The sequence below is a fragment of the Pseudomonas sp. MIL9 genome, assembly GCF_016887925.1.
GTDB lineage: Bacteria > Pseudomonadota > Gammaproteobacteria > Pseudomonadales > Pseudomonadaceae > Aquipseudomonas > Aquipseudomonas mohnii.
Genome location: NZ_JAFEHE010000005.1, coordinates 265449 through 290383, shown reverse-complemented (window position 1 = coordinate 290383; position 24935 = coordinate 265449). Strand labels below are relative to the sequence as shown.

The 24935-nt window shown below is 61.2% G+C and carries 19 protein-coding genes; 6 read left to right on the top strand and 13 right to left on the bottom strand.

Going from position 1 to position 24935, the window contains the following annotated elements:
- Positions 1-53 precede the first annotated feature (53 nt).
- The 3 genes from dxs to JQF37_RS07895 all read right to left on the bottom strand — a co-directional run bounded on the left by dxs (position 54) and on the right by JQF37_RS07895 (position 3170).
- A complete protein-coding gene (dxs, locus tag JQF37_RS07905) occupies positions 54-1952 on the bottom strand; it encodes a 1-deoxy-D-xylulose-5-phosphate synthase (protein ID WP_130209775.1) in 1899 nt (632 codons plus the stop codon).
- A 91-nt stretch (positions 1953-2043) separates the two neighbouring features.
- The gene (gene ispA, locus JQF37_RS07900; RefSeq protein WP_047533844.1) at positions 2044-2931 is read right to left on the bottom strand and encodes a (2E,6E)-farnesyl diphosphate synthase; all 888 of its coding nucleotides are present in this window, start codon (positions 2929-2931) and stop codon (positions 2044-2046) included.
- Positions 2928-3170, bottom strand: coding sequence for an exodeoxyribonuclease VII small subunit (locus tag JQF37_RS07895; protein WP_007894317.1), 243 nt, complete (start codon positions 3168-3170; stop codon positions 2928-2930). The genes ispA and JQF37_RS07895 overlap by 4 nt, the downstream gene beginning before the upstream one ends.
- A gap of 386 nt (positions 3171-3556) precedes the next feature.
- On the opposite strand from JQF37_RS07895, the gene JQF37_RS07890 reads away from it, so the two are divergent.
- The 6 genes from JQF37_RS07890 to JQF37_RS07865 are packed head-to-tail and all read left to right on the top strand — an operon-like array spanning position 3557 to position 13724.
- Positions 3557-4348, top strand: coding sequence for a DUF2135 domain-containing protein (locus JQF37_RS07890; protein WP_130209777.1), 792 nt, complete (start codon positions 3557-3559; stop codon positions 4346-4348).
- A gap of 35 nt (positions 4349-4383) precedes the next feature.
- Positions 4384-6096, top strand: coding sequence for a DUF2138 domain-containing protein (locus JQF37_RS07885; RefSeq protein WP_130209779.1), 1713 nt, complete (start codon positions 4384-4386; stop codon positions 6094-6096).
- Positions 6081-6731: a DUF1175 family protein gene (locus JQF37_RS07880; RefSeq protein ID WP_130209795.1), complete on the top strand. Its 651-nt coding sequence runs from the start codon at positions 6081-6083 to the stop codon at positions 6729-6731. Before JQF37_RS07885 ends, JQF37_RS07880 begins: the two co-directional genes overlap by 16 nt.
- Complete coding sequence (locus JQF37_RS07875; protein ID WP_130209781.1) at positions 6728-11287, top strand: alpha-2-macroglobulin; 4560 nt, start codon at positions 6728-6730, stop codon at positions 11285-11287. The genes JQF37_RS07880 and JQF37_RS07875 overlap by 4 nt, the downstream gene beginning before the upstream one ends.
- 1 nt (position 11288) lies before the next feature.
- The gene (locus JQF37_RS07870; protein WP_130209783.1) at positions 11289-12908 is read left to right on the top strand and encodes a DUF2300 domain-containing protein; all 1620 of its coding nucleotides are present in this window, start codon (positions 11289-11291) and stop codon (positions 12906-12908) included.
- A gap of 3 nt (positions 12909-12911) precedes the next feature.
- The gene (locus JQF37_RS07865) at positions 12912-13724 is read left to right on the top strand and encodes a DUF2135 domain-containing protein (protein WP_130209785.1); all 813 of its coding nucleotides are present in this window, start codon (positions 12912-12914) and stop codon (positions 13722-13724) included.
- Here JQF37_RS07865 and JQF37_RS07860 read toward each other — a convergent pair.
- From JQF37_RS07860 to JQF37_RS07815, 10 genes are all read right to left on the bottom strand, one after another.
- Positions 13711-14886 carry a GGDEF domain-containing protein gene (locus JQF37_RS07860; RefSeq protein WP_130209787.1) on the bottom strand — a complete coding sequence of 392 codons (1176 nt, stop codon included), beginning with the start codon at positions 14884-14886 and terminating at the stop codon, positions 13711-13713. The genes JQF37_RS07865 and JQF37_RS07860 overlap by 14 nt on opposite strands.
- Before the next feature lie 531 nt (positions 14887-15417).
- Positions 15418-16164 (bottom strand): helix-turn-helix transcriptional regulator, encoded by a 747-nt coding sequence (locus tag JQF37_RS07855; protein ID WP_130211359.1) that lies wholly within the window; start codon positions 16162-16164, stop codon positions 15418-15420.
- Positions 16165-16393: 229 nt separating this feature from the next.
- Positions 16394-16921 (bottom strand): inorganic diphosphatase, encoded by a 528-nt coding sequence (ppa, locus tag JQF37_RS07850; RefSeq protein ID WP_003228599.1) that lies wholly within the window; start codon positions 16919-16921, stop codon positions 16394-16396.
- A 111-nt stretch (positions 16922-17032) separates the two neighbouring features.
- Entirely contained in the window at positions 17033-17845 is an 813-nt protein-coding gene (locus JQF37_RS07845; RefSeq protein WP_130211358.1) for a zinc-dependent peptidase, read from the bottom strand.
- Positions 17846-17851: 6 nt separating this feature from the next.
- The gene (locus tag JQF37_RS07840) at positions 17852-18508 is read right to left on the bottom strand and encodes a DedA family protein (protein WP_130211357.1); all 657 of its coding nucleotides are present in this window, start codon (positions 18506-18508) and stop codon (positions 17852-17854) included.
- A 270-nt stretch (positions 18509-18778) separates the two neighbouring features.
- On the bottom strand, positions 18779-19240 hold the full coding sequence (locus JQF37_RS07835; protein ID WP_130211356.1) for a GNAT family N-acetyltransferase: 462 nt from the start codon (positions 19238-19240) through the stop codon (positions 18779-18781).
- Positions 19241-19356: 116 nt separating this feature from the next.
- On the bottom strand, positions 19357-20181 hold the full coding sequence (eutC, locus tag JQF37_RS07830; RefSeq protein ID WP_130211355.1) for an ethanolamine ammonia-lyase subunit EutC: 825 nt from the start codon (positions 20179-20181) through the stop codon (positions 19357-19359).
- Positions 20182-20189: 8 nt separating this feature from the next.
- Positions 20190-21584 carry an ethanolamine ammonia-lyase subunit EutB gene (locus JQF37_RS07825; RefSeq protein ID WP_130211354.1) on the bottom strand — a complete coding sequence of 465 codons (1395 nt, stop codon included), beginning with the start codon at positions 21582-21584 and terminating at the stop codon, positions 20190-20192.
- Positions 21585-21720: 136 nt separating this feature from the next.
- Positions 21721-23091 (bottom strand): ethanolamine permease, encoded by a 1371-nt coding sequence (eat, locus tag JQF37_RS07820; RefSeq protein WP_130211353.1) that lies wholly within the window; start codon positions 23089-23091, stop codon positions 21721-21723.
- Positions 23092-23354: 263 nt separating this feature from the next.
- Entirely contained in the window at positions 23355-24875 is a 1521-nt protein-coding gene (locus JQF37_RS07815) for an aldehyde dehydrogenase family protein (protein ID WP_047533778.1), read from the bottom strand.
- Positions 24876-24935 lie beyond the last annotated feature (60 nt).

The following is a 24935-nucleotide window of genomic DNA, read 5'->3' as shown; positions in this document are numbered from 1 at the left end:
TTGGATAAGCCGGCCTCTTCGCGGGCAAGCCCGCTCCCACAGGGAAAGTGTGTTTAGCGGTTAAGCAGCTGCAGCCGTTCGCGGATCGCGGCTTCGATTCCGGCCTCGTCCAATCCACACTCGGCCAGCATTTGCGCAGGCTTGGCGTGTTCGACGTAAGTGTCCGGCAAGCCCAGGTGCAGCATCGACTTGAGGATGTTTTCCCGGGCAAGGAACTCGCTGACCGCGCCGCCGGCGCCGCCCATGATCGCGTTTTCCTCGACGGTCACCAGCAGCTCATGGCTGGCGGCGATTTCCCGGACCAGTGCTTCGTCCAGTGGTTTGACGAAACGCATGTCGACCACGGTGGCGTCCAGCGTCTCGGCGACTTTCAGCGCCTCGGCCAGTTGCACGCCAAACACCAGCAGGGCGACGTTGTGGCCTTGACGGCGAACCACGCCCTTGCCGATTTCGATCGGTTCGAGGTTCTTCTCGATGGTTGCATTCGGGCCGGTGCCACGCGGGTAGCGCACAGCCGCCGGACCTTCGTACAGATGACCGGTGGTGAGCATTTTGCGCAGCTCGTTTTCGTCGCTCGGGGTCATCACCAGCATGCCGGGGATGCAGCGCAGGAAGGACAGGTCGAAGCTGCCGGCGTGCGTCGGGCCGTCTTCGCCCACCAGACCTGCACGGTCAATGGCGAACAAGACGTCGAGGTTCTGCACTGCCACGTCATGGATCAGCTGGTCGTAGCCGCGCTGCAGGAAGGTCGAATAAATCGCCACCACCGGTTTCGCGCCTTCGCAGGCCATACCGGCGGCAAGGGTCACGGCGTGCTGCTCGGCAATCGCCACGTCGAAGTAGCGCAGCGGGAAGCGCTCGCTGAAGGCCACCAGGTCGGAGCCTTCCTTCATCGCCGGGGTAATGCCCACCAGGCGCGGGTCGGCAGCGGCCATGTCGCACAGCCATTCGCCGAACACACCGGAATACTTTGGCCCGCTGGCCTTTTTCGGCGCAGCGGCGGGGGCGTCCAGTGGCTCGAGCTTGGTGATCGCGTGGTAGCCGATCGGATCGACTTCAGCAGGCGCGAAGCCCTTGCCCTTCTTGGTGACGATGTGCAGGAACTGCGGGCCTTTCAGATCGCGCATGTTGCGCAGGGTGGCGATCAGGGTCGGCAGGTCGTGGCCATCGATCGGGCCGATGTAGTTCCAGCCCAGCTCTTCGAACAGGGTGCCGGGGACCAGCATGCCTTTTGCGTATTCTTCGGTGCGACGGGCAATTTCCCAGGCACCGGGCAGGCGCGACAGCACTTTCTTGCTGCCTTCGCGCATGCTGGCGTAGGTGCGGCTGGACAGGATCTTCGCCAGATAGTTGGACAAGCCACCGACGTTGCGCGAGATCGACATGTCGTTGTCGTTGAGGATCACCAGCATGTCGGCGTTCACTTCCGGCGCGTGGTTCAGCGCTTCGAACGCCATGCCGGCGGTCAAGGCGCCGTCGCCGATCACCGCGATGGCCTTGCGATCATTGTTTTGCAGGCGGGAGGCAATCGCCATGCCCAGCGCTGCGCTGATCGAGGTACTCGAGTGACCGACGCCAAAGGTGTCGTATTCGCTCTCGGAGCGGCGCGGGAAGGCGGCGATGCCGTCCTTCTGGCGCAGGGTGCCCATGCGCTCGCGACGACCGGTGAGGATCTTGTGCGGATAAGCCTGATGACCCACGTCCCACACCAGCCGGTCGTCCGGGGTGTCGAAGACGTAATGCAACGCGATGGTCAGCTCGATCACGCCCAGGCCGGCGCCGAAATGCCCACCGGTCTGACCGACCGTGTAGAGCAATTCCAGGCGCAACTCATCGGCCAGGGTTTCCAGCTCGGCTTCGCCTAACCGGCGCAGGCCGTCCGGCGTGTTCGCGCGGTCGAGCAGGGGCGTGGTTGGGCGCTTGCGGGGAATCTCATGAAACGTCGTGGGCATCAGGCGAATCGTTATAGGTATAAAAGAGGCGGCAGTTTACCTGATGGATCGCACCCTGCCCACGCATAGGTCCTTTTTGGCGGATACGCCTTTAGTTGCGACGCTCGACGATGTAACGGGCCAGATCGCGCAACGGTTCGGCCGCTGCGTCAAACGGTCGCATCGCGTGCAGGGCCTGATCGCGCAATTCCAGGGCGTAGGCCTTGGCGGCGTCGAGGCCGAGCAGGGCCGGGTAGGTCGGCTTGTCGCGGGCAATGTCGGCGCCCTGGCGTTTGCCGAGGGTTTCGGTATCGCTTTCGACGTCGAGAATGTCGTCCTGGACCTGAAATGCCAGACCAACGGCCTGTGCATAAGTCTGCAGGGACTTCAGTTCGTCCTTCTGCGCGTGCCCACTGGCCAGGGCACCGAGCTTGACGCTGACTTCGATCAGCGCACCGGTCTTGTGCCGGTGCATGTATTCGAGGGCCTTCTGATCGAGCTTGAGACCGACCGAACCCAGGTCGATGGCCTGACCGCCGACCATGCCCGCCGGGCCTGCGGCCAATGCCAGGGCGCTGACCATCTGCAGGCGGATTTCCGCGTCTGCGCTGTTCAGGCGCGGGTCGAGCAGTGCGCTGAAAGCCAGACTCTGCAAGCCGTCGCCGGCGAGGATCGCGCAGGCTTCATCGAATTTCTTGTGAGTGGTGGGCTGGCCGCGGCGCAGGTCGTCGTCGTCCATGGCCGGCAAATCGTCGTGCACCAGCGAGTAGGCGTGGATCAGCTCCACCGCGCAGGCCGCGCCGTTGGCTTGCTCGGCCTTGCCACCCAATGCTTCACACGCGGCGTAGGCCAGCAGCGGGCGCACACGCTTGCCGCCGTTCATCACGCTGTAGCGCATGGCTTCGTAGAGACGCGCCAGCTCAGGGCCGGGCGCGATGAACAGGGTTTCCAGGGCCGCATTGACCCGGGCCTGGCTGGTCGCCGAATACGCTGCAATCATTCTGGTTGATCCGCGTCGAAGGGTTCCTCGGCCAACTCGCCATCACGCTCGAGCAGCACCTGCACCTTTTGCTCGGCCTGGGCCAGCGCCGCCTGGCAATCGCGGGTCAGACCGATGCCCTGCTCGAAAGCGGTCAGCGAGTCTTCCAGCGACAATTCACCATTCTCCAGACGCTCGACCAGCGTTTGCAGGTCAGCGAGGGATTGTTCGAAATCCAGTGCAGCTTTTTTGCGGGCCATGGCGGCGAGTTCCGGTTGACGTTAAACCGGCGCGACACTAGCAGACATGGGGTTTATGGGCAAATGAGCGGGGCATTTGGCGACTGCTTCGCGGCCAAGCGAGAGCGAGCTCCCCGGCCACAAGTGGATGGTGGCGCAGACTTGGGGATTATTCGGCTCATAAAATGAGCCGAATAGAAGCGTTATTCGGCTCACTGTCCACTCACCCGCGTGATTTGCGCCGCATTTTCAAAGGGAGCTGATTGTTAGAAGCGGCCACGGCGGTTAACCTTCGCGCCCAATACGACCCGACAGTCACGGGTCTTTCAGACGAAACGCAGTATCAACCTCTGTAACGCGCCGAGGATCGGGCGCAAGGTTTCGTCATGCATGGCAGGAGGCATCACATGCGTTCGATTCTTTTGCTGCTGGTTGGATGGCTCTGTGCGCCGGTACTCCTGGCCGCGCCGAGCGCCGAGGTGTCGGAACCCGTGGGCGGTTGGCGCTACAACGGTTTGCTCGACCGTACGGAACATCCGCAAGTGGCCTATCCCACGCCGCCCATCGACCGGGGTGTGCAGCGCAATCGCACGATGATCGAGGGCCAGCTCAAGGCCATCGGCACGCAACGCGGCCCCCACACCCTGGCGGTCAACGGCAATCCGTTGAACCTGTACACCGACGATCAGGGGCGTTTCGCCCGGCCCTATGCGTTCGGCGCCGGCTCCAACAGTGTCGAAGTGCGCAGTGCCGAAGGCCAGTCGCTCAAGCGCGTTCAATTCTATGAAGCCAACAACCTGCGCACCCCGGCGCGGATTCGGGTGGTGCTCGGTTGGGATGACCCGAAGGCCGAGCTCGACCTGCACATCATTACTCCCGATGGCCAGCACGCGTTCTGGGCTCATTCGGCGCTGACCAACGGCGGCGGCCTCGATCCGGATGGCGTCGACGGTCCCGGCCCGGAAATGTTCACCATGACGGCGCCGCTGCATGGCACCTATCTGGTTTACGTGAACTATTGGGGCAACTTCGGCAGTGGCGGCTATAACTTCGATGAGGCCAGCAACCAGAACGAGGTGATCACCTCGCAGATCAATCTGGTGCTCAACGAAAATACTGTCGACGAAAAACGCGAGACCTTCATCGTGCCCTTGCGTGCGATCGGCGACCTGCTGCTGGTCAAGACTTTCAACTATTAAGCATCCCGCACCACGGATGAATTGGGTTTTGTGAAATGAGTGAAAACATCGTGTCTCCAGCCGCCGATGCATCGGCCGCCAAACCTTCCCGGCGCTGGCCGGCGCTATTGCTCGGGTTGGGCCTGGTAGCCGTTGTGGCGGGCGGGGTGGGATGGTTCCTGCACAAGCCCAAGGCCCCTGCGCCCGTATTGGCCAGCGACAAGCTGGGCATGAGCCGGCCGGATGGCCTGCTGGAAACCCGTTCCTTGAGCCAATTGCCCAAGGATTTGCTGGCGGTGCCGTTCCTCAAGGAAACCCTCACCGAAGATTTCGTCTTCTATTACGAAACCCACGCTGATCGCCTCGGGCTGATCGGCAGTCTGCGGCGGATCATTTACGAGCATGATCTGAAGTTGCAGGACAGCCTGATCGAGCAGCTCTTCGATCAACCCGCCGACGTGGCGCTGTGGCGTGGGGCGGATGGTCGGCTCAAGGATTTCCTGCTGGTGATGGATCGCGGCGGACTGGCCAAGGTGCTCGAGCCGCTGGCGAAGGTCGCGCTGGATGATTCACAGCTGAGCAAAATCGCCGATGTGAAAGTCGGCAACGACGATGTGGCGCTCTATCAGCTCACCTACAACGCCAGCAAGGCGCTGCTGTTTGCCTCCCATGGCGACAAACTGCTGGTGCTGTCCAACCCGTCGAAACTCTACGACCCGCAAAGTGGCCAGGCCGAGGAGCCGGGCAGTGTCTCGACAGCCGCCATCGCCGCGTTGCTCAACGGTGACAAACTGTTCCCCGAAGCGTTCGGCCTGCCGCCGCGCGCGCCCGAAGTGAAGCAGCGCCTCTCGGTCAACGCCAGTGTGCTGGCGATGGGTTACCAGCGTTTCATCCCGAACTTCGCCGGTCTGCGGTTCGACATGGACGACAAGGGCTGGCACAGCTTCCTCGCCATGGATGAACTGGACGACCAGCCGGGCTTCGATTTCAAACCGATCTGGCAAGCCATGCCCATGGGCGCCAGCGCTTGCGTGGCCTTGCCGCTGGCGGCGGAACAGCAGCAACCGCTGCTGGTGAAACTCGGTGCCGATGAACCCACGGCCAAGGCGCTGACCGAACACATGGCCGGTGTGGCTGGCCTGTGCTGGTACGCCGATTCGCGGCTGTACACGCCGCTGCTGGTGGCCGGCCTGAACGATAAGGACAGTGCCCGACTCGACGGTGATCTGGGCAAACTGTTCGGCTCGATGGTCGGTGCCTACGAAGGCAAGGTCGATGATCACGCGTTCCCGGTGGTCGAAAAGCAGGAGGGCCAGAGCCATCAGTGGCAGCGCCAGGTCAGCTCCAACTTCGGTCCATACGCGGCCAAGGACGCCGAAGACCCGGACGCGATCACCGGCAAGGCTTTCATGCGCGTCAGCCTGGCGCGTCACGGTTCGACGCTGCTGTTCTCCCTCGACGACAAACTGGTGGACAAGGCGCTCGGCACCCTCGACAAGCGCTTCCCGCCGATGGCTGACGTGGTGCCGAAAGACCGGCTGATGCCGGTCTATTTCGGTCCGGATGCGATGGCCCAGCTGATGCAGCAGGAAACCCTCGACAGCCTGCCCCAGGACATGGAGCCGGTGTTCTACAACGCCGCGCAAACCTACCTGATCCCGAAACTGCGCAAGCTCGGCGGTTATGGCAAGTACGCGCTGACCTTGCCTGAAGGCAGCGAACCCGACGGCCACTGGCAATGGCTGCCACTGGAATGGAAAGCGCTGTGACCGGACTGATCCGAAGCCTTGGCCTGCTCGCGCTGTTGCTGAGCGCGGGTGCCCGGGCCGTCGAAACCCCGGCGCTCGACCCGCAGCAATCCCAGGTGTTCCGCGCCTGGTTCGTGCGCATCGCCCAGGAGCAACTGAGCCAGGGCCCGAGCCCGCGCTGGTATCAGCAGGACTGCGCCGGGCTGGTGCGCTTCGCTGCCAACGAAGCACTGAAAGTCCATGACGATAAATGGCTGCGCAGCAATGGCCTGTCCAACCGCTACCTGCCGCCGGAACTGCAACTGAGCGACGCCCAGCGCGGCCTCGCCCAGCAGTGGCAGCAGGGCGGCGGCAAGGTCGGGCCGTACGTCAACGCGATCAAGCTGATTCAGTTCAACAGCCATCTGGTCGGCCGTGATGTGGCCCAGGCGCGTCCCGGCGACCTGATGTTTTTCGATCAGGGTGACGACCAGCACCTGATGATCTGGATGGGCCGCTACATCGCTTACCACACCGGCACCACCACACCCACTGACAACGGCATGCGCTCCGCAAGCCTGCAACAACTCATGACATGGAAGGACACCCGATGGATACCCGATGCAGCCAACCCCAACTTCATCGGCGTTTATCGACTGAATTTTCTCTCCCAATGATCGGTGCCCGCATGTTGCGTTTTCTGCCCCTGCTGTTGGTCTTGATGCTGCCTTTTTCGCGGGTGAATGCCGAAGACACCGTCGAGCCGAGTGGCTATGCGCCGGTGGCCGGTGAGAGTTTCTTTTTGCTGGCGGACAGCAGTTTCGCCAGCGACGAACAGGCGATGGTGCGTCTCGAAGCACCGGGCCGCGACTATCGCCGGTTCCGCATGGAACCCTACGGCGGCGCCGACATCCGCGTGTACCGCATCGACAAGCCGCTGGATTTCCTCAAGCGCCAGAAGAACCTGCACCGGGTGGTCAGCGATGGCCAGTTCAAGGGCGAAGGCCTGTCCAACACCTTGGCGTACCTGTGGGATAGCTGGTACCGCAAGTCCCGCCGGGTGATGCAGCGGGCGTTTTCCTACGAGTCGCGTAAACAAGTCACCGAAGAAGTGCCGGAACTGAAGATGGGCAACGCCATGGCCGCGCCAACGCCCTACGACGCCCAACCGCAATTCGCGTTGATTCCGGGGCTGCCAGTGGTCAGCCAGTTCCGCTACCCGCTGTGGCAGGCCAAGCCGATCCAGCCACCGCAAGGGGTGAACCTCGCGGGCTCCTCCAGTGAATTCGTCAGCGTCGCGCCGGGCAACGTCTATATCCCGTTGGGCAACCTGAAACCGGGCCTGTATCTGGTGGAAGCGCTGATCGGCAAGTACCGGGCGACCACCATGGTCTTCGTCTCCAACACGGTCGCCGTGAGCAAGATCGCTGGCGATGAATTGCTGGTGTGGGCGGCGCGCAAACACGAAGGCAGTTCGGTGCCCAAGGTCAGTGTGTTGTGGACCGACGGCCTCGGCGTGATGAGCAGCGGTACCACCGATGCCGAGGGTCTGCTGCGCTTGAAGCACGTCAGCCCCGAGCGTTCGTTCGTGATAGGTGAAGACGAAGAGGGCGGCGTTTTCGTCTCGGAAAACTTCTACTACGACAGTGAAATCTACGACACCAAACTCTATGCCTTCACCGACCGGCCGCTGTACCGGCCAGGGGACTGGGTGTCGCTGAAGATCGTCGGGCGCGAGTTCAAGAATGCCCGGGATTCGGTGCAACCCAGTGCCGCTGACGTCAATGTGACGGTGCTGGATGCGACGGGAACGGCGTTGCAAACACTGGACTTGAAACTCGATTCCAAGGCCGGCACCCAAGGCCGTTTCCAGTTGCCTGACAACGCCGTGGCCGGTGGTTATGAGCTGCGTTTCAATTACAAGGATCAAGCCTACAGCAGCGCCTTCCGGGTCGCCGAGTACATCAAGCCGCACTTCGAGATTTCACTGAACCTGGCCAAACAGGACTACCGCACCGGCGAAGCGGTCAAGGGCAGCCTGGTGCTGCTGTATCCCGACGGCAAACCGGTGGCCAATGCCAAACTGAGCCTGAGCCTGCGTGCTCAGCAGCTGTCGATGGTCGACAACGAGCTGCAATACCTCGGGCAATTCCCGGTGGAGCTGACCAGCACCGAACTGACCACCGACGCCAAGGGCAACGCTGCCCTCGACCTGCCGGCCGCAGAAAAGCCGAGTCGCTACATGCTCACCGTGTTCGCCAGTGATGGCGCGGCGTACCGGGTCAAGACCACCAAGGAAATCCTCATCGATCGCGGTGCGGCAAACTTCCGCCTCAGCGCGCCGCAGCGTTTCAGCGCGGTGGGCGACAAGGTGGTATTCAGCTACGCCAATGAAAACGAGCAGAGCGAAGCGGTCACGCCGAGCAGTTATGGCTGGGTGCGCCTGGAGGACCAGAGCACCGGCGAAGGCAAACTGGCGGCCACCGACAAGGGGTTCACCCTGGCCTTCGAGCGCCCTGGCACCTACAACCTGACACTGCGGGATGACCACGGCCGAACCCTCGGCGCCACTGGTCATTCGGTCACCGGCGAGGGCGTCAAAGCGGTGCCGGGCACCGTTGAAATCGTCCTCGACAAACCCGAGTACAAGGCCGGCGACGAAGCGCTGGCACTGATGACCTTCCCCGAGCCGATCAGTGATGCACTGCTGTCGCTGGAGCGCGACAAGGTCGAGGCCACGGCGTTGCTGTCCAGGGGCGGTGACTGGCTGAAGTTGGAAAAACTCAGCGACACCCAATACCGCGCGCGCATTGCGGTGAAGGACAGCTTTGCGCCGAACCTGACGTTCTCGGTGCTGTACACCAAGGGCGGTCAGTACAGTTTCCAGAACGCCGGTATCAAGGTGGTTGCGCCGCAGATAGACGTGGCCATCGCCACCGATAAAGACACCTATCAACCCGGCGATACCGTGTCGGTGGACCTGACCACCCAGTTCGCCGGCAAGCCGATCCCGGCGCACCTGACGGTCAGCGTGGTCGACGAAATGGTCTACGCCTTGCAGCCGGAAGTGGCGCCGAGCATCGACCAGTTTTTCTATCACCCGCGGCGCAACAACGTGCGCACCAGCGCCAGCCTGTCATTCATCAGCTACGACGTGGCGTTGCCGGGCAGCCCCGGCGCGCCGGGCAAGGCCAACCGTAGCGAGCGCGGTGTGAAGGTGCTGGAGCGGCCACGTCGCGAAGACGTCGACACCGCCGCGTGGCAACCGGAGCTGGTGACCGACGCCAGTGGCAAAACCCGCTTCACCTTCAAGATGCCGGACTCGCTGACCCGCTGGCGTATCACCGCCCGGGCCATCGCCGATGACGGTCAGGTCGGGCAGAAGAAGCAGTTCGTGCGCTCTGAGAAACCGCTGTACCTGAAGTGGAGCGGGCCGAGCACATTCCGCACGGGCGATAAGCCGGATCTCGGCGTGTTCGCGTTCAGCCAGGCAGAAAAACCGGTCAAGGCCGAGCTGGTGATTCATTACGCGGGCAACGAGCAGCGTGTGCCAGTGACCCTGAGCAACGGCATCAACTACATCGCGTTGCCGGCGTTCTCATTGGCCAGTGGCGAGTGGACCGCCGAGCTGGTGCAGGATGGCAAAACCGCTGATGCCTTGGCTGTGCGCCTGACCGCCACGGGTGAAGGTTGGCAGGTCACGCAGAGCCAAAGCCTGGACGTGACCGTCGGCGATACGCCGCTGACACTGCCGGCGGACGCCACGGATATTCGCCTGCGCCTGGATGACAGCCCGCAAGCGCTGTTCCGCTCGGCACTGGATGATCTGCTGAGCTACCCCTATGGCGGCGTCGAACAAACCGCCAGTCGCTTGTTGCCACTGAGCATTGCCTATCCGACCTTGTCGTCGAACCCGCAGGTCCGCGACCGCTTGCGCCTGATCATGCAAAACAGCCGCTTGCGCCTGGTGCAAATGGCCGGGCCGTCGGCGAGTTTTACCTGGTGGGGCATGGACGGCGAGCCGGACGCGTTCCTCACCGCCTACGCTTATTACGCCGACTGGCACGCCAGCAAAGTGCTGGAACTGAGCCTGCCGCCGGAGCACTGGCAGCGGGTGTTGGAGGTCTATTCGAAGCAGGCGAAGAACACGCCGCTGTTGCAGCGAGCACTGATTCTGTCGTTCGCCAAACAGATGCAATTGCCGGTGAACACCCTGCTCGGCGGTTTGATGGATGACCTGGCGAAAGCGGGCGAGGGCAATGCCGCGAACCTGATGGACGATGGCGAAGACAGCATTGTCATGAGCGATCCGGATTCGGCGCTGGGCCTGGCCGCCGCCCGGGCGTTGACGGCGTCGTTGGCCAAGCAATCGAAGGTCACCGTGCCCGACGCTTTCAACCGGCAACTGGCGGATGCACAGCAGCGCCTGGCCGTCAGTTCCCAGCCGTTTGCCGAAGCCCTGAGCCTGTCGCTGCAAGCCTTCGATCAGGCCCGCGCGCAAGCGTTGCTGCAGCGATTGCTGCCCCAGCAATCGACCCTGGAACGGGCCTTGGCGCTGACCTGGCTGCAGCGCAGCATCGAACAGGCTTCACCCACCATCGCCCTGGCGCCGGGTGAGGGCTGGAAGAAAAAATACGGTGATACCGGTGAGGTGTATTGGACGTGGCAGGGGACTACGCCCGTGCCGACGGTGTTGTCGTTAAGCGGCACTCAGGAGCGCCCATTGCGGGCCGCATTGAGCTTCCAGAGCCAGCAACCGACCGTCGATCCAATGGCCGTGACCATCACCCGTCGCCTGTCTCGGCTGGTGCCGGGGGATGAAGCGTTCACCTTCAAACTGGAAGCGGTCGGCAACGCGCCGTTGTCCAGCGACAACCTGTACCTGGACGAAGTGATCCTCACCAGCAAAGCCGCCAAACCGCTGCGCTACGGCATGCTCGAAGTGCCGTTGCCACCGGGCGCCGATGTTGAGCGCACTACCTGGGGCATCAAGTTGATGGGCAAGGCCGGCACCGAGCCGACGGCACTGGAAAAGGCCCGTTTCGAACCGGGGCAACTGGCCTATGCCGTGCCGGTCGATGCGCTGAGCGGCGAACTGCGCCTGCGTCATCTGGTGCGCTTCTCGCAGAAAGGCCAATTCAACCTGCCGCCGGCGCGCTTCACTCAGGTGTATGCGCCACAGCATCAGGCCCAGGAGCAGAAACCGGCGCTCGGTCAGGTCACGGTCCACTGACATGCAGCGGCTTCTGGTCTGCTGGCTGTTGTGTTTGATCCCTGCGCTGGCCACGGCGCAGGACGAACCGCTGCATCTGGCGTTCAAGGGGGATTTGCTGTCCTTGAGCCGGACTCAGTTGCTGTCGCGCGAGGCGTTGCCCGACACCTTGCAGACGCCGCTGGGCAGTGTGTGGAAGTTGTTTGTCTACAGCTGGCTGGTGGACACCGGCGCGCGCGAGCCGGCTTACGAATGTCGCGGGCAGTCGAAAGAAGAAGTCTATTGCTGCACGGCGGGCGGCAAGATCGAGCGTGATCAGGCGCTGGTCAAATCCTGCGGATTGTATTTCGAGCCGGCGCGTCTGGGCATTTCCAGCGCCGATTGGCGAGCCTATTGGCAGACGCGACAGGCGCCGCAGTGGTTGCTGAATCTGGCTTCACTGCAGCCCGACACGCGTGTCCCGGTGGCTGAGTTGTTACGCACGTTGGCGCTGCTGCCGGCCCAGGATCAGGCGCGCCGGGTGTTGCTCGATGTGGTGCTCAATGCTGCAGACGGCAATGTCGTCGGCGAGCTCGGCGGCCGGTTGCGGGTGAAAACCTGGAGCTGGTTGGGGGATCAGGATCCGGCGTCTCGCCAGGGTGGATTCGCCGGTTGGACGGTGGACGGTACGCCGATCTGGGCCGGTGGGCGCGGGACCAGTCAGCGAGTCTTGCGTGAGTATGGTCCGGCGTTGGCGACGGTGCTCCCGGCATCAGGGGCGGCCGAGAGCGGAACGTGCGTCGAGGTCAGTCTGTTCTCTCGTTATCCACTGAAACGCGTACTGTCGGGAGATCGCCTGGCAGCGTCCGGGCCTTTACAGGGCGACTACCGCGTCGAATTCGCCAGCGGCAATCATCTCGATATCCACAGCGATGGCGAACTGTTTTTACTGAACAACACACTGGTGGCTCGGCTGGATCGCGAAGAATATGTCGCGCGCGTGCTGCAACGCGAGGCCACCGCTGAACCCGCCGAAGCGGCCAAAGCCCTGGCCGTGGCCATTCGCACCTACCTGCTGCAAAACGCCATGCGCCACGGCGATTGCCTGAGCATCGACGACAGCAGCCAGCGCCAACGGGTCGCACCGCGTCCGGCCAGCGCCGAAGCGCGCGACATCGCCGCCTGGACCCGTGATCTGGTACTGGCCGGCAGCACCGTGACCTACCATTCCGATCAACCCGGCCCGGACAAACTGTCCTGGCAGCACGCCGTCGAACAAGCCAATGCCGGCCAACGCTACGACGCCATCCTGCTGCACGCTTACCCGCGCGCGAGCCTCAGCCGTTGGGACAATCCCGTCGCTTCCTGCGAAGCCCTGCCCGCCGCGCAAGACTGGCTGCAAAAGCAGCGTCGCGGCTGGCGCTCACGGCTGGAAAGCGAAACCGGCTACAACGAAGTCAGCACGTTCGCCGTCTGCCGCCTGACTTTCGGCCGCCCCTATGTCGACCGCGAACGCCAGCGCATCTACGTGCGCGGCGTGCTCTCGCTGCAAGACCGTCTCGATCTGACTCACGAATACCTGCACCTGGCCTTTGAGGCACACCCCAATGGCCAGGATGAAACCTACATCGAAGGGCTCGCCCGTCATCTTTTGCTGGAATAGACCATGACACTCCGTTATCCACAGGTCTTGCTGTTGCTCTGCGCGTTGGCCGTGTTATCGCCGACCCAGGCTGCCGACAGCGTCAAGCTCGACACCCCCGCAGGCGGTTGGCGCACCGGTGCGGCTGAAGGCGAGGGGGAGAACTTCCGTCAGACCGTCAACTACCCGGCCTCCTCGGTGAACACACCGGCCGGCCAGGCCAACACCGCGCGCATTGCCGGACAGATCAAAGCCACGCCCAAGTCGGCAGAGCCCGGTCGATTGATTGTGAATGGTGTCAGCATGCCGCTGAAAATCGATCCGGCGGGCCGCTTTGATCGCCCGTTCTCGTTTCCCAACGGCAGCAACAGTGTCGAGGTCCGCAGCCCTGACGGCCAGCAACGCCGTCGTGTGCAGTTCTTGAATGCCAGCGGTGGAGCAACACCGGCCAAATTGCGCGTTCTGCTGTCATGGGACAGCGACAACACCGACCTCGACCTGCACCTGATCACCCCCGATGGTGCGCACATCTGGTACGGCGACCGCGTCGCCCCCAATGGCGCAGCACTCGATGTCGACGTGACTACCGGCTACGGTCCGGAAATCTTCGCCATGCCGGCGCCGATCAAGGGGCAGTATCTGGTGTATGTGAACTACTTCGGCGGTGGTTATCGCAGTGACGAAGAGGGGCAGGAAGAGGCGGTTCAAGCGCTGACCACCGCGCAGGTCACGGTGATTACCGAGGAGGGTACGCCGAGCGAGAAGATCGAGACGTTTCTGGTGCCCATGCGGGCGGTGGGGGAGTTGACGCTGGTGAAGGCGTTCAGTTATCCGTGAGGCTCAAGTACATCTTGCGCAGGGTCTGAACGCGGTTACGTCCCCGATTCTTTGCCCCGTATAGCGCTTCATCCGCTTGTGAAAGCAGGCCGAAAAGATCGTAGCCCGACTCACGCGTGGTGACGACACCAATGCTGACACTGAGCATTCCCGGTTCCAGCATCGACAGCTGTGAAAAGGACAGGCGAATGCGCTCGGCCACCTGAACCGCTTCCTGCTCACCAGCCTCCTTGAGCAGGCAGGCAAACTCTTCGCCACCGATACGACCGAACACATCCTGCTTGCGCAGGTTGTCCGTCAGAATCCGACTGAATGCGATCAAGGCCTGATCCCCCATCGGGTGACCAAAACTGTCGTTCAGGCGCTTGAAATGATCCAGGTCGCATAGCAACAGAGCGGCGGGTTCCTTGCGGCGATTGCTGTCCGCCAGCAAGCGTTCTCCGTTCGCCATGAACGCGCGACGGTTGCCGATTCCGGTCAGCGGATCGCAGAAAGCGGCGGCCCTGAACTTGAGTTCGGCGCGCTCCTTGACCATGGCCAACGCCACATAGGCAATGCCAATGACGTAGAGCATGGACTCGAACAGCATGAAGGAGAAAAAGCGCACGCCATCGCCGACGCCCGACAAGGCCTGATCCAGCGGCAGGCTTTTGTCGATCACACTGCGGACAACATAGAAAGTGGTGTGCAGCAGCGTCAGCAGCAACGCGGGCATGTACGCGACTTCAAGGCTGCGACGGCTACGCCAGAACTCCAGTGCCGTCAGCACGCCATAACCGGCGACCAGCAAGGAATACACCACGACTCGAACGGGCATGGCGTCATAGAAAACCGGGCTCAGACACAACGTCAGCCAGAGGCCGGGACCGGCCAGAATCCCCTGCATTGATGGTGTGCGTCCGACGAACACGCGCATGGCCGTCCAGTTCATCGCCGCGCTCAACAACAGGGCGACGTTGCCGAAGATGATCGGCACAAAATCGACCCCCCGGCCCCGCCAACTGACCAGCACCACACCCAGCGCAGCCAGCAGCATCATGGCGCCCAGATAAGCCAGGGTCCGCTCACGGGGTTCGCGCCAACAGGCGTGACAGGTCAACAGCCCCATCAACGCGAAGACGAAGACTGACGCGACCAGCAAGGTCGGGATGTGAAGCGCCATGTCTTTGGTTCCCGCGAAGCTCAAACCGGAGTGGTCCTGCAGAAGGGGGCTCGGGTCAACGAGGTAGTGGTCGAAAGGGTGGATTTAGCACTTGGGATGTGAGTATTGGCAAGGGGGACGTTTATCTGAGTTTGCGGGGCGGGGGAGTGGGTTGTGTTGATTGGGATGGTTTTCTGGCAGGCATTAAAAAGCCGGCTTGTGGCCGGCTTCTCGGGGACTGGCTTGGTTCATTTTTGGTAAACCGCGCCAGCCTTCAAAACGTACACCCGGATCTTGCGTCCGGCTGTGGGACTCGGCGAGAAAATCATCTGCCTTGTCGGTGCGATTCTCCGCCGCGGAGCGGGGGGATGCGCAAATGTGGGGCGCAGCATACTGATTTTTTGAGGAAATTCCCAGCTTGGTGTGCGAGATAGAGCTCTGGGGTTGGTTCTCGGGGTTATTCTCTCGACGCCTTTGCGGGCAAGTCCGTTCCCACAGGTCTCGCCTGTCCCTGCGGGCGCATGGCTTGCGCGTGATGAATTCGCCTCGGTATCACAGAAATGGCACTTGCGGCCGGCGCTTGTTCAGTGTCGACCACCAGAACACCCAACCTAATACCCGAATGTTTTGCTCTTCGATCTGCGCGGCCCGGAAGATTTCGTCCGGGTATTCGATCCTGTTGTGGCTGCGCATGCGAATTGCGTTGCCGGGCACTCGGTGCAGGTATTTGATCCGCAGCATGCCGTCATGTTCGATCGCGTAGATTTCGCCATCGATGATGTCCTTGAGCCCGCGGTCTATGCCCAGGAAGGAACCGTCTTCAATTCTTTCGCCCATGCTGTTGCCGATCATGCGGGCACAGATGGCATCGGTATGTCTGATTTCCAGGGAGTCGAGGTGACTGCGGGGCAATCGGATGGATTGGCCGGGGTCTTCGACGACGTGGGTTTTATTGGAGCCAGGTGCGGTGGCGGTTTCCTTGTAGAGGGGCAGTTCGACGTCAAGGGGCTCGACGACGGTGTAAATGCCGCGGATGGCCTGGGCATCGAACGTATGGCCGGTCTCGTCGAGCAGGCGCAGGTGTCTGGCGTCTTTCGGGCCTTCGCCCGTTTTCAGCCATTCACTGTTTACGGAGAGTTTTCTGGCCACTTCTTCCATGCAGTGCGCAGGCACGCCACGGGTGTACCAGTTGTGGACTTTCTGCGGGACTGCGTCCAGAAACTCGGCAAATCCCGTTGTCGTGATGTTCGCTTCTTCAAGGAGCGCTTTAAAGCGCGGGCCGCTAGTGTTCTTTTTCATAAACGCGAGTCTACTGGCGGCGCATAAGGCTTTGAATAAACGAACCGTTCAAATTTCGAGGGAGATTTAAGACTGGATGTAAGACGTTCTCGGGTGAAATTAAACAAGAAAAAACCAATTTGGCGCCTGTTAAACGATCCGTTTAAATGGTGCTTTTCGAGCGCCCAAAAAAAACCCCGGATCACCGGGGCTTTTCTTGAAGCTTGCTGCTTGAAGCTCGCAGCGGCGCTTAGCCTTTATAAGCAGCAACCGACTTGGTGATTGCGGCACGGGCGGCGTCTGCGCCGTCCCAGCCTTCGATTTTCACCCATTTGCCTTTTTCGAGATCTTTGTAGTTCGCGAAGAAGTGCTCGATCTGCTGAATCAGCAGCGGTGGCAGGTCGGTGTATTCCTTCACGTCCACGTACAGCTGGGACAGCTTGTCGTGTGGAACCGCGATGACTTTGGCATCGCCGCCGCCGTCGTCAGTCATGTTCAGGATGCCGACCGGACGAGCGCGGATCACGGAGCCTGGAGCAACCGGGTAAGGGGTCACGACCAGCACGTCGAGGGGATCACCGTCGTCAGCCAGGGTGTTCGGGATGTAACCGTAGTTGGCCGGGTAGAACATCGGGGTGGCCATGAAACGGTCAACGAAGAGGCAATCGCTGTCTTTGTCGATTTCGTACTTGATCGGCGCGTGGTTGGCCGGGATCTCGATCGCGACGTAGATGTCGTTCGGCAGGTCTTTGCCAGCCGGAATCTTGCTGTAGCTCATTGGGCGTTGCCCCCGTTAGTTGACCAAAAACACTTGGTCGGATTGACCAAAAAGTGGCGGCGATTATAGGCATATTCCTGTGTCGACGCCATGTACCAGAGGTCGTAGACCTTAGTCATGTGCCTGATAGACCGGGTCCTCGGCGAGAAGTTGCTTGAGCCTCCTCAGCGGGTCCTGGCGATAGAACAGTTTCAGCTGCTCATAGACCTGTGGATAAGCCTCGTGCAGCAAATCCGGAGCACTGAAGAAGTACTCGCTGGTCACGGCGAAAAATTCGGCCGGGTTCTCGGCGGCGTAGGGATCTATCGCGGTCTCGGCGTCAGGATGGCGATCAAGTTGTCGGTCGAGATCGTCATAGGCTTCTTGCATGACTTTCGCCCAGTCGCTGACTCGCATGTCGGCATGCAACGGTGGCAGGCCGTTGGCATCGCCGTTGAGCATGTCGAGTTTATGCGCCAGTTCGTGGATCACCAGGTTGTAGCCTTCCCAGCCACCGCTGGCCAAGACGCCGGGCCAGGCGAGGATGATCGGGCCCTGCTGCCAGGCTTCGCCGCTGTGCTCGCCATCCCATTCGTGCTCTACGCCGCTGGCGTCGCGATGCCGTTGCGGGCTTAGGAAGTCGTCTGGGTAGAGGATGATTTCGTGAAAACCCTGGTACCAGTTCAGGTCGCCCAGGTTCAGCAATGGCAGTTGTGCCTGGGCCGCGAGCAGCAGGCGTTGCTCCTGATGGAGTTCAACGCCGGGCAGGGCGGTCAGGTGTTTGTCTTGCAGGAACAGCACGCTGGCTTCTCTCAGCCACTGGTCTTCGGCGGCGCTGATGCCATCCAGAAAGCTCAGTTGATGACGCACCCGTTGCCACATGTCGTCGGCAATCGGGTGTTTGGCCAGGGTGCGCTGGCGTCTCCAGGCGCTTAGGGACCACATCGTGAATCAGCGTGTTTCGGCTTTGGAGTTCGAGTTGCCGAAGCGGCTGCGGATTACGCCGATGATCATCGGTAGCAGTGACAGCAGGATGATCCCGACCACCAGCAGCGACAGGTTTTTCTTGATGAACGGTACATTACCGAAGAAGTAACCGAGGGTGACCAGGCCGCCGACCCAAAAAACCGTGCCCAGTACGCTGAACCCGAAAAAGCGCGGGTAAGGCATCTTGCCGACGCCGGCGACGAACGGTGCAAAGGTGCGGATGATGGGCAGGAAGCGCGCCAGGGTCACGGTTTTGCCACCGTGCTTGTCATAGAAGTCATGGGTTTGTTGCAGATAGTCGCGGCGGAAGATTTTCGAGTTCGGGTTGCTGAACAAACGTTCGCCGGCCGTTCGGCCGATGATGTAGTTGGTACTGTCGCCCAGTATCGCCGCCATCATCAGCAGCCCGCCCAGCAACACCGGATCCATACCGCCACCGGCGGCAACGGCGCCGGCGATAAACAGCAGCGAGTCGCCTGGCAGGAAAGGCATCACCACCAGGCCGGTTTCACAAAAGATCACCAGAAACAGAATGGCGTAAATCCAGGCCCCGTAATTGGTTACGAGCATGTCGAGGTAGGCGTCGAGATGCAGAACGATATCGATCGGGTTGAAATCCATGGAGGGCACCTGTGATAACGGCCCGACTCGGCAGGCCTGTGCGTATGACTTCGCGTAAGACTACGGATGGGTGTAGTTTTTCTTACAAGCCGGAAAGATCGGGATTATACGGAGTGAGAAGTGAAAAGAGCGTCGAGATTGTAGCGGGGGATTTCACTCGGGCTGACGCTGGGTGCGCTCTGTTTTGCGGGCGCACACCTGCTCGCGATGAAGGTGCCAAATGACACGCCGCAATCGAGAGCAAGCTTGCGCCTGCAGGTTTGACGCGGGTCAAAGCTCTTCGCTGATCGGCAACACGTAGTTCTTGAACTCGGTGTCTTCCTTGAACCCGATGGATTCATAGGTTTTCTGTGCGGCCTGGTTGTTGCTGCTGGTGGAAACACGCATGCGCACGGCATTGGTTTCCTTGGCCATTTTCTTCGCGGTACGGATCAGGTTGTCGGCCACCAGTTGGCGGCGGGCGTCTTCGGCGACATAGATGTCGTTGAGGATCCACACGCGTTTCAGCGAGAGCGAGGAAAAGCTTGGATATAACTGACAGAAACCCATCAGCTTGTTGTCGTCGTCATCGGCCAGTGCCAGGTAAATCACTGACTCCTTGCGACGCAGGCGTTTCTCGAGGAACGCCCGGGACGAGTCCGGATACGGCAGGGAGCCATAGAATTCGCGATATTTGACGAACAATGGGGTCAGCAGGTCCAGGTGTTCGAGGGTCGCTTGAATAATCCGCATGGTAGGTCTCGTCTTCAAGTGGCTGTCTTCACGTGCTCTGACGGCAAAAGGTACTCACTGGCAGCCGTGCGTCGATCCTGCCTGAAATCATCCCGAAAGTGCAATGCGGAAGCGGTTCAGGCATCCGGCGGACTCAGTAGGAAATTACCTTTCATGTCCGCGTCAACGTCCGACCCCAGCGTCTGAACCTGCGCTTCATCCTTTAAATTGACACCCGAAAGCTGCCGTCGGCAGGCCTCGCGCATCAGATACAGCAAACGGTGTGCCGCCATGCCATAACTCAGGCCTTCAAGGCGAACATTAGAGATGCAGTTGCGGTAGGCGTCCGTCAGGCCGACCTTGGGATTGTAGGTGAAATATAAACCCAGGCTGTCTGGCGAGCTGAGGCCGGGGCGTTCGCCGATCAGGATCACTGTCATTTTGGCGCCGAGCCGTTCACCAACCTCGTCGGCCACTGCAACGCGACCTTGTTCCACCAGAATCACCGGGGCCATTGACCAGTTTTCGGCACCCATCTGTTCTTCCAGGCGCGCCAGAAACGGCACCGTGTGGCGATGAACGGCCAGGGCCGACAAACCATCGGCGACCACGATCGCCAGATCGACCCCGCCGGGATGTGCCGATGCGTAATCGCGCAGGAGTTGTGCGGACTCATCGCTCAACTTTCGCCCCAAATCGGGGCGCTGCAGGTAGCTGTTGCGATCGATCGCCGCGCTGTGCAGCAAGATGCTTTCGCGCCCACGTTCAGCCAATTGCGAGCTCAGTGCCTTGTGGTCAAACGGCAAATGCACGGCGTCCCGGGCCTGGGCATGGGCGTATTGGAAGTCCAGCTGCGCGCGCGTGGGCATGCTGGTGCCGGTTCGGCCCAGGGCGATCCGCGCCGGTGTCAGGCGTCGCAGTTCCAGCCATGGGTTGTGCGGATCGAAGGGTGGTTTATCCATGGAAACACTCATCCCAATTGCGCCAGGGCCTGGCGGAATGCCGGAGGCAGGCTGTTGCCGAAGAGAATCTTGCCGTCCGCTTGAGTGAAGATGCCCATTTTCGCCAGCCATTGTTCGAATTCCGGCGCGGGCTTCAGGCCCAGGGTCTGACGGGCATAGAGCGCGTCGTGGAATGAAGTGGTCTGGTAGTTGAGCATGATGTCGTCGGAGCCGGGGATGCCCATGATGAAGTTGATCCCGGCCACGCCCAGCAGGGTCAACAGGGTGTCCATGTCGTCCTGGTCGGCTTCGGCGTGGTTGGTGTAGCAGATGTCACAACCCATCGGTACGCCCAGCAGCTTGCCGCAGAAATGGTCTTCAAGGCCGGCGCGGATGATCTGTTTGCCGTTGTAGAGGTACTCCGGGCCGATAAATCCTACGACGGTGTTCACCAGAAACGGATTGAAATGTCGTGCCACGGCATACGCCCGGGTTTCGCACGTCTGTTGATCGACGCCATGGTGGGCGTTGGCCGACAGGGCGCTGCCCTGGCCTGTTTCGAAATACATCAGGTTTTGCCCGAGGGTGCCGCGATTGAGGCTCAATCCGGCGTCGTAACCTTCCTTCAATACATTCAGATTGATGCCGAAACTGGCGTTGGCCGCCTCGGTGCCGGCGATCGACTGGAACACCAGGTCCAGCGGCACCCCGCGATTGACGGCTTCGATCGACGTAGTGACATGCGTCAGAACGCAGGCCTGTGTCGGGATTTCGTAGCGTTGAATGATGGCGTCGAGCATTTCCAGCATCGCGCAGATCGAGGCGATGCTGTCGGTGGCCGGGTTGATCCCGATCATCGCGTCGCCGTTGCCGTGCAGCAAGCCGTCAAGGATGCTCGCGGCGATACCGGCCGGTTCATCCGTGGGGTGATTCGGTTGCAGTCGCGTGGAGAGCCGGCCGCGCAGGCCCAGGGTGCCGCGGAACTGCGTGACCACACGGATTTTCTGTGCCACCAGCACCAGATCCTGCACGCGCATGATCTTCGACACGGCGGCGACCATTTCCGGCGTCAGGCCGGGTGCAAGGGCGCGCAGGACGTGTTCGTCGGCGGCATCGCTGAGCAGCCAGTCTCGAAAACCGCCCACGGTGAGGTGACTGACCACGCTGAACGCATGCATGTCGTGGGTGTCGATGATCAGCCGGGTGACTTCATCATCTTCATAGGGAATCAGTACTTCCTGTAGGAAATGGCTGAGCGGAATGTCGGCCAAAGCCATTTGCGCGGCCACTCGTTCGCCATCATTGAGCGCGGCGACGCCGGCCAGAAAATCCCCTGAGCGCGCCGGACTGGCCTTGGCCATCACGTCCTTGAGGTTTTCGAAACGGTAGGTCTGAGCGCCGACGGAATGGGCAAATGCGGCCATGGGGCGGTGTCCTCTGGTTCTGTACAAGTCTTGATAACACAAACAGTCCCTGTGGGAGAGCGTGTGCTCCCACCAGGGAATGTGCATGCACTTCAATCATGCAGGCGCCAGGCCAGGAGCCCGGCGCCGGTGCATCTCAGACGCCTTCGAGCATGGCGTCCGCCGGTGCTTCGGAGCGTTGCTTGGCGGTCAACTGGAAATACAGGTAACCGGCGGCCATGAATCCGACGAAAATCAGGCCGATCAAGGTGTTGAACCAGGCCATCGCCACCAGGCACACCACGGCGAGAAACAGCGCGATACCGGGCACGATCGGATAGCCTGGCGCACGGAAGGTGCGTTCCAGGTTCGGCTCGGTTTTACGCAGTTTGAACAGGCTCAGCATACTGATGATGTACATCACGATGGCGCCGAAAACCGACATGGTGATCATCGCTGCCGTCAGGGTCATGCCTTGCAGGTTGACCAGGCCGTCGCTGTAAATCGCCGCTATACCGATAACGCCGCCGGCAAGGATTGCCCGGTGCGGCGTCTGGAAGCGCGACAGCTTGGCCAGGCTGCGGGGCAGGTAGCCGGCGCGGGCCAGGGCAAAGAACTGTCGCGAGTAGCCCAGGATGATCCCGTGGAAACTCGCCACCAGACCGAACAGGCCGATCCATACCAGCATGTGCATCCAGCTCGAATTGTTGCCCACCACAGCCTTCATGGCTTGGGGCAGCGGATCGTTGATGTTCGACAGTTGACGCCAATCGCCAACGCCGCCGGCCATGATCATCACGCCGATGGCCAGGAACACCAGGGTCAGAATCCCGCTGACGTAAGCCTTGGGAATCGTGCGCTTCGGGTCCTTGGCTTCTTCGGCCGCCATGGCCGCGCCTTCGATGGCGAGGAAAAACCAGATCGCAAAGGGAATGGCGGCGAAAATGCCTGGAACGGCCGCCATCGTGAACTCGCTGGAGCCGGACCAGCCATTGAGCACGAAGTTACTGAAACTGAAGCCTGGCGCAACGACGCCCATGAACACCAACAATTCGGCGACCGCCAGTACGGTGACCACCAGTTCGAAGGTGGCCGCGATGCTGACGCCGAGGATATTCAGGGTCATGAACACGAAATAGGCGCCTACCGCCGCGATTTTCGGGTCCAGTTCCGGGTATTGCACATTGAGGTAGGCGCCGATGGCCATGGCAATCGCCGGGGGCGCAAAGACGAATTCGATCAGGGTGGCGATGCCGGCGATCAAGCCACCTTTCTCGCCAAAGGCTCGCCGGCTGTAGGCAAACGGCCCGCCCGCGTGGGGAATGGCGGTGGTCAATTCGGTAAAACTGAAGATGAAGCAGGTGTACATCGTCGCCACCATCAGGGCGGTGACGAGGAAACCCAGGGTGCCTGCGGTGCCCCAGCCGTAACTCCAGCCGAAGTATTCGCCGGAAATCACCAGGCCGACGGCGATGCCCCATAAATGCAGGGTACCGAGTGTGGGTTTGAGCTGTGTGGTAGAAGTCATAAGTCCTCGCTGTCTTTTTTATTGTTTGATCTTTTGGACTTTCGGAAGCGGCTTTTGCGTGTAATGCGGGCACGCAAGGCCCGTGCCAGAGCGGCCAGCCTTTTGTGTTGTGCCATTGAAGGCGCCATCGCGAGCAAGCTCGCTCCCACAGGGATTTCTGCTGAGTCAGGTTTTCGGAATTAACCCGAATCCATTGTGGGAGCGAGCCTGCTCGCGATGGCTGCTGGAAGGGCGACACAGAAACCCTGTGTCGCCCCCGGTTTTTAGAAGAAGCCCAGCGGATTGATGTCGTAGCTCACCAGCAGGTTTTTGGTCTGCTGATAGTGATCGAGCATCATTTTGTGGGTTTCACGGCCGACGCCGGACTTCTTGTAACCGCCGAACGCGGCGTGCGCCGGGTACAGGTGGTAGCAGTTGGTCCACACACGACCGGCCTTGATGGCGCGGCCCATGCGGTAGGCGCGGTTGATGTCGCGAGTCCAGAGGCCGGCGCCCAGGCCGAACTCGGTGTCGTTGGCGATGGCCAGGGCTTCTGCTTCGTCCTTGAAGGTGGTGATGCTCACGACCGGGCCGAAGATTTCTTCCTGGAACACGCGCATTTTGTTGGTGCCCTTGAGCAGCGTCGGCTGGATGTAATACCCGGTCGCGAGGGTGCCCTCGAGTTTTTCCACTTTGCCGCCGGTCAGCAGTTCAGCACCTTCGCCCTTGGCAATTTCCAGGTACGAAAGGATTTTATCGAATTGTTGCTCGGACGCCTGGGCGCCGACCATGGTGTCGGTGTCCAGCGGGTCGCCACGTTTGATCTGCAGGACCTTTTTCATCACCACTTGCATGAATTCGTCGTAGATCGACTCTTGCACCAGCGCGCGGGACGGGCAGGTGCAGACTTCACCCTGGTTGAAGAACGCCAGCACCAGGCCTTCGGCGGCTTTTTCGATGAAGCTTGGCTCTGCCTTCATGATGTCTTCGAAGAAGATGTTCGGCGACTTGCCGCCCAGCTCCACGGTGGACGGAATGATGTTTTCGGCGGCGCATTTCATGATGTGCGAGCCGACTGGCGTCGAGCCGGTAAAGGCGATTTTGGCGATGCGTTTGCTGGTCGCCAGGGCTTCGCCGGCTTCTTTACCGAAACCTTGCACAATGTTCAGTACGCCCGGTGGCAGCAGGTCGCCAATCAGCTCGACCAGCACGGTAATGCCCAGCGGGGTTTGTTCGGCAGGCTTGAGCACCACGCAGTTGCCGGCGGCCAGGGCCGGGGCGAGTTTCCAGGCGGCCATCAGGATCGGGAAGTTCCAGGGGATGATCTGCCCGACCACACCCAGCGGTTCATGGATGTGATAAGCCACGGTGTTGCCGTCGATTTCGGCAGCGCTGCCTTCCTGGGCGCGGATGCAACCGGCGAAGTAGCGGAAGTGGTCGGCGGCCAGCGGAATGTCGGCGTTGAGGGTTTCGCGCACGGCTTTGCCGTTGTCCCAGGATTCGGTGATTGCCAGCAGTTCGAGGTTCTGTTCGATGCGGTCGGCAATTTTCAGCAGCACCAGCGAGCGTGCCTGGGCGGACGTGGCGCCCCAGGCATCGGCGGCGGCGTGGGCGGCGTCCAGGGCCTTGTCGATGTCTTCGGCGGTGGAACGCGGGAATTCGGCAATCGGTTGGCCATTGACTGGCGAGGTATTGGTGAAGTACTGACCTTTGACAGGCGCGACGAACTCGCCGCCGATGTAGTTACCGTATTTGCTCTTGAACGAAACGATAGCGCCTTCAGTACCGGGGTGAGCGTAACGCATGATGTTTCTCCTTGGCTTTTGTATTTATAAGAGAGACGCGCATGTGCGCTTGCTATAAGC

Coding starts and splice junctions, on each gene's coding strand:
- dxs (WP_130209775.1), bottom strand. CDS start 1,952: ATGCCCACGACGTTTCATGAGATTCCCCGCAAGCGCCCAACCACGCCC.
- ispA (WP_047533844.1), bottom strand. CDS start 2,931: ATGATTGCAGCGTATTCGGCGACCAGCCAGGCCCGGGTCAATGCGGCC.
- JQF37_RS07895 (WP_007894317.1), bottom strand. CDS start 3,170: ATGGCCCGCAAAAAAGCTGCACTGGATTTCGAACAATCCCTCGCTGAC.
- JQF37_RS07890 (WP_130209777.1), top strand. CDS start 3,557: ATGCGTTCGATTCTTTTGCTGCTGGTTGGATGGCTCTGTGCGCCGGTA.
- JQF37_RS07885 (WP_130209779.1), top strand. CDS start 4,384: ATGAGTGAAAACATCGTGTCTCCAGCCGCCGATGCATCGGCCGCCAAA.
- JQF37_RS07880 (WP_130209795.1), top strand. CDS start 6,081: ATGGAAAGCGCTGTGACCGGACTGATCCGAAGCCTTGGCCTGCTCGCG.
- JQF37_RS07875 (WP_130209781.1), top strand. CDS start 6,728: ATGATCGGTGCCCGCATGTTGCGTTTTCTGCCCCTGCTGTTGGTCTTG.
- JQF37_RS07870 (WP_130209783.1), top strand. CDS start 11,289: ATGCAGCGGCTTCTGGTCTGCTGGCTGTTGTGTTTGATCCCTGCGCTG.
- JQF37_RS07865 (WP_130209785.1), top strand. CDS start 12,912: ATGACACTCCGTTATCCACAGGTCTTGCTGTTGCTCTGCGCGTTGGCC.
- JQF37_RS07860 (WP_130209787.1), bottom strand. CDS start 14,886: ATGGCGCTTCACATCCCGACCTTGCTGGTCGCGTCAGTCTTCGTCTTC.
- JQF37_RS07855 (WP_130211359.1), bottom strand. CDS start 16,164: ATGAAAAAGAACACTAGCGGCCCGCGCTTTAAAGCGCTCCTTGAAGAA.
- ppa (WP_003228599.1), bottom strand. CDS start 16,921: ATGAGCTACAGCAAGATTCCGGCTGGCAAAGACCTGCCGAACGACATC.
- JQF37_RS07845 (WP_130211358.1), bottom strand. CDS start 17,845: ATGTGGTCCCTAAGCGCCTGGAGACGCCAGCGCACCCTGGCCAAACAC.
- JQF37_RS07840 (WP_130211357.1), bottom strand. CDS start 18,508: ATGGATTTCAACCCGATCGATATCGTTCTGCATCTCGACGCCTACCTC.
- JQF37_RS07835 (WP_130211356.1), bottom strand. CDS start 19,240: ATGCGGATTATTCAAGCGACCCTCGAACACCTGGACCTGCTGACCCCA.
- eutC (WP_130211355.1), bottom strand. CDS start 20,181: ATGGATAAACCACCCTTCGATCCGCACAACCCATGGCTGGAACTGCGA.
- JQF37_RS07825 (WP_130211354.1), bottom strand. CDS start 21,584: ATGGCCGCATTTGCCCATTCCGTCGGCGCTCAGACCTACCGTTTCGAA.
- eat (WP_130211353.1), bottom strand. CDS start 23,091: ATGACTTCTACCACACAGCTCAAACCCACACTCGGTACCCTGCATTTA.
- JQF37_RS07815 (WP_047533778.1), bottom strand. CDS start 24,875: ATGCGTTACGCTCACCCCGGTACTGAAGGCGCTATCGTTTCGTTCAAG.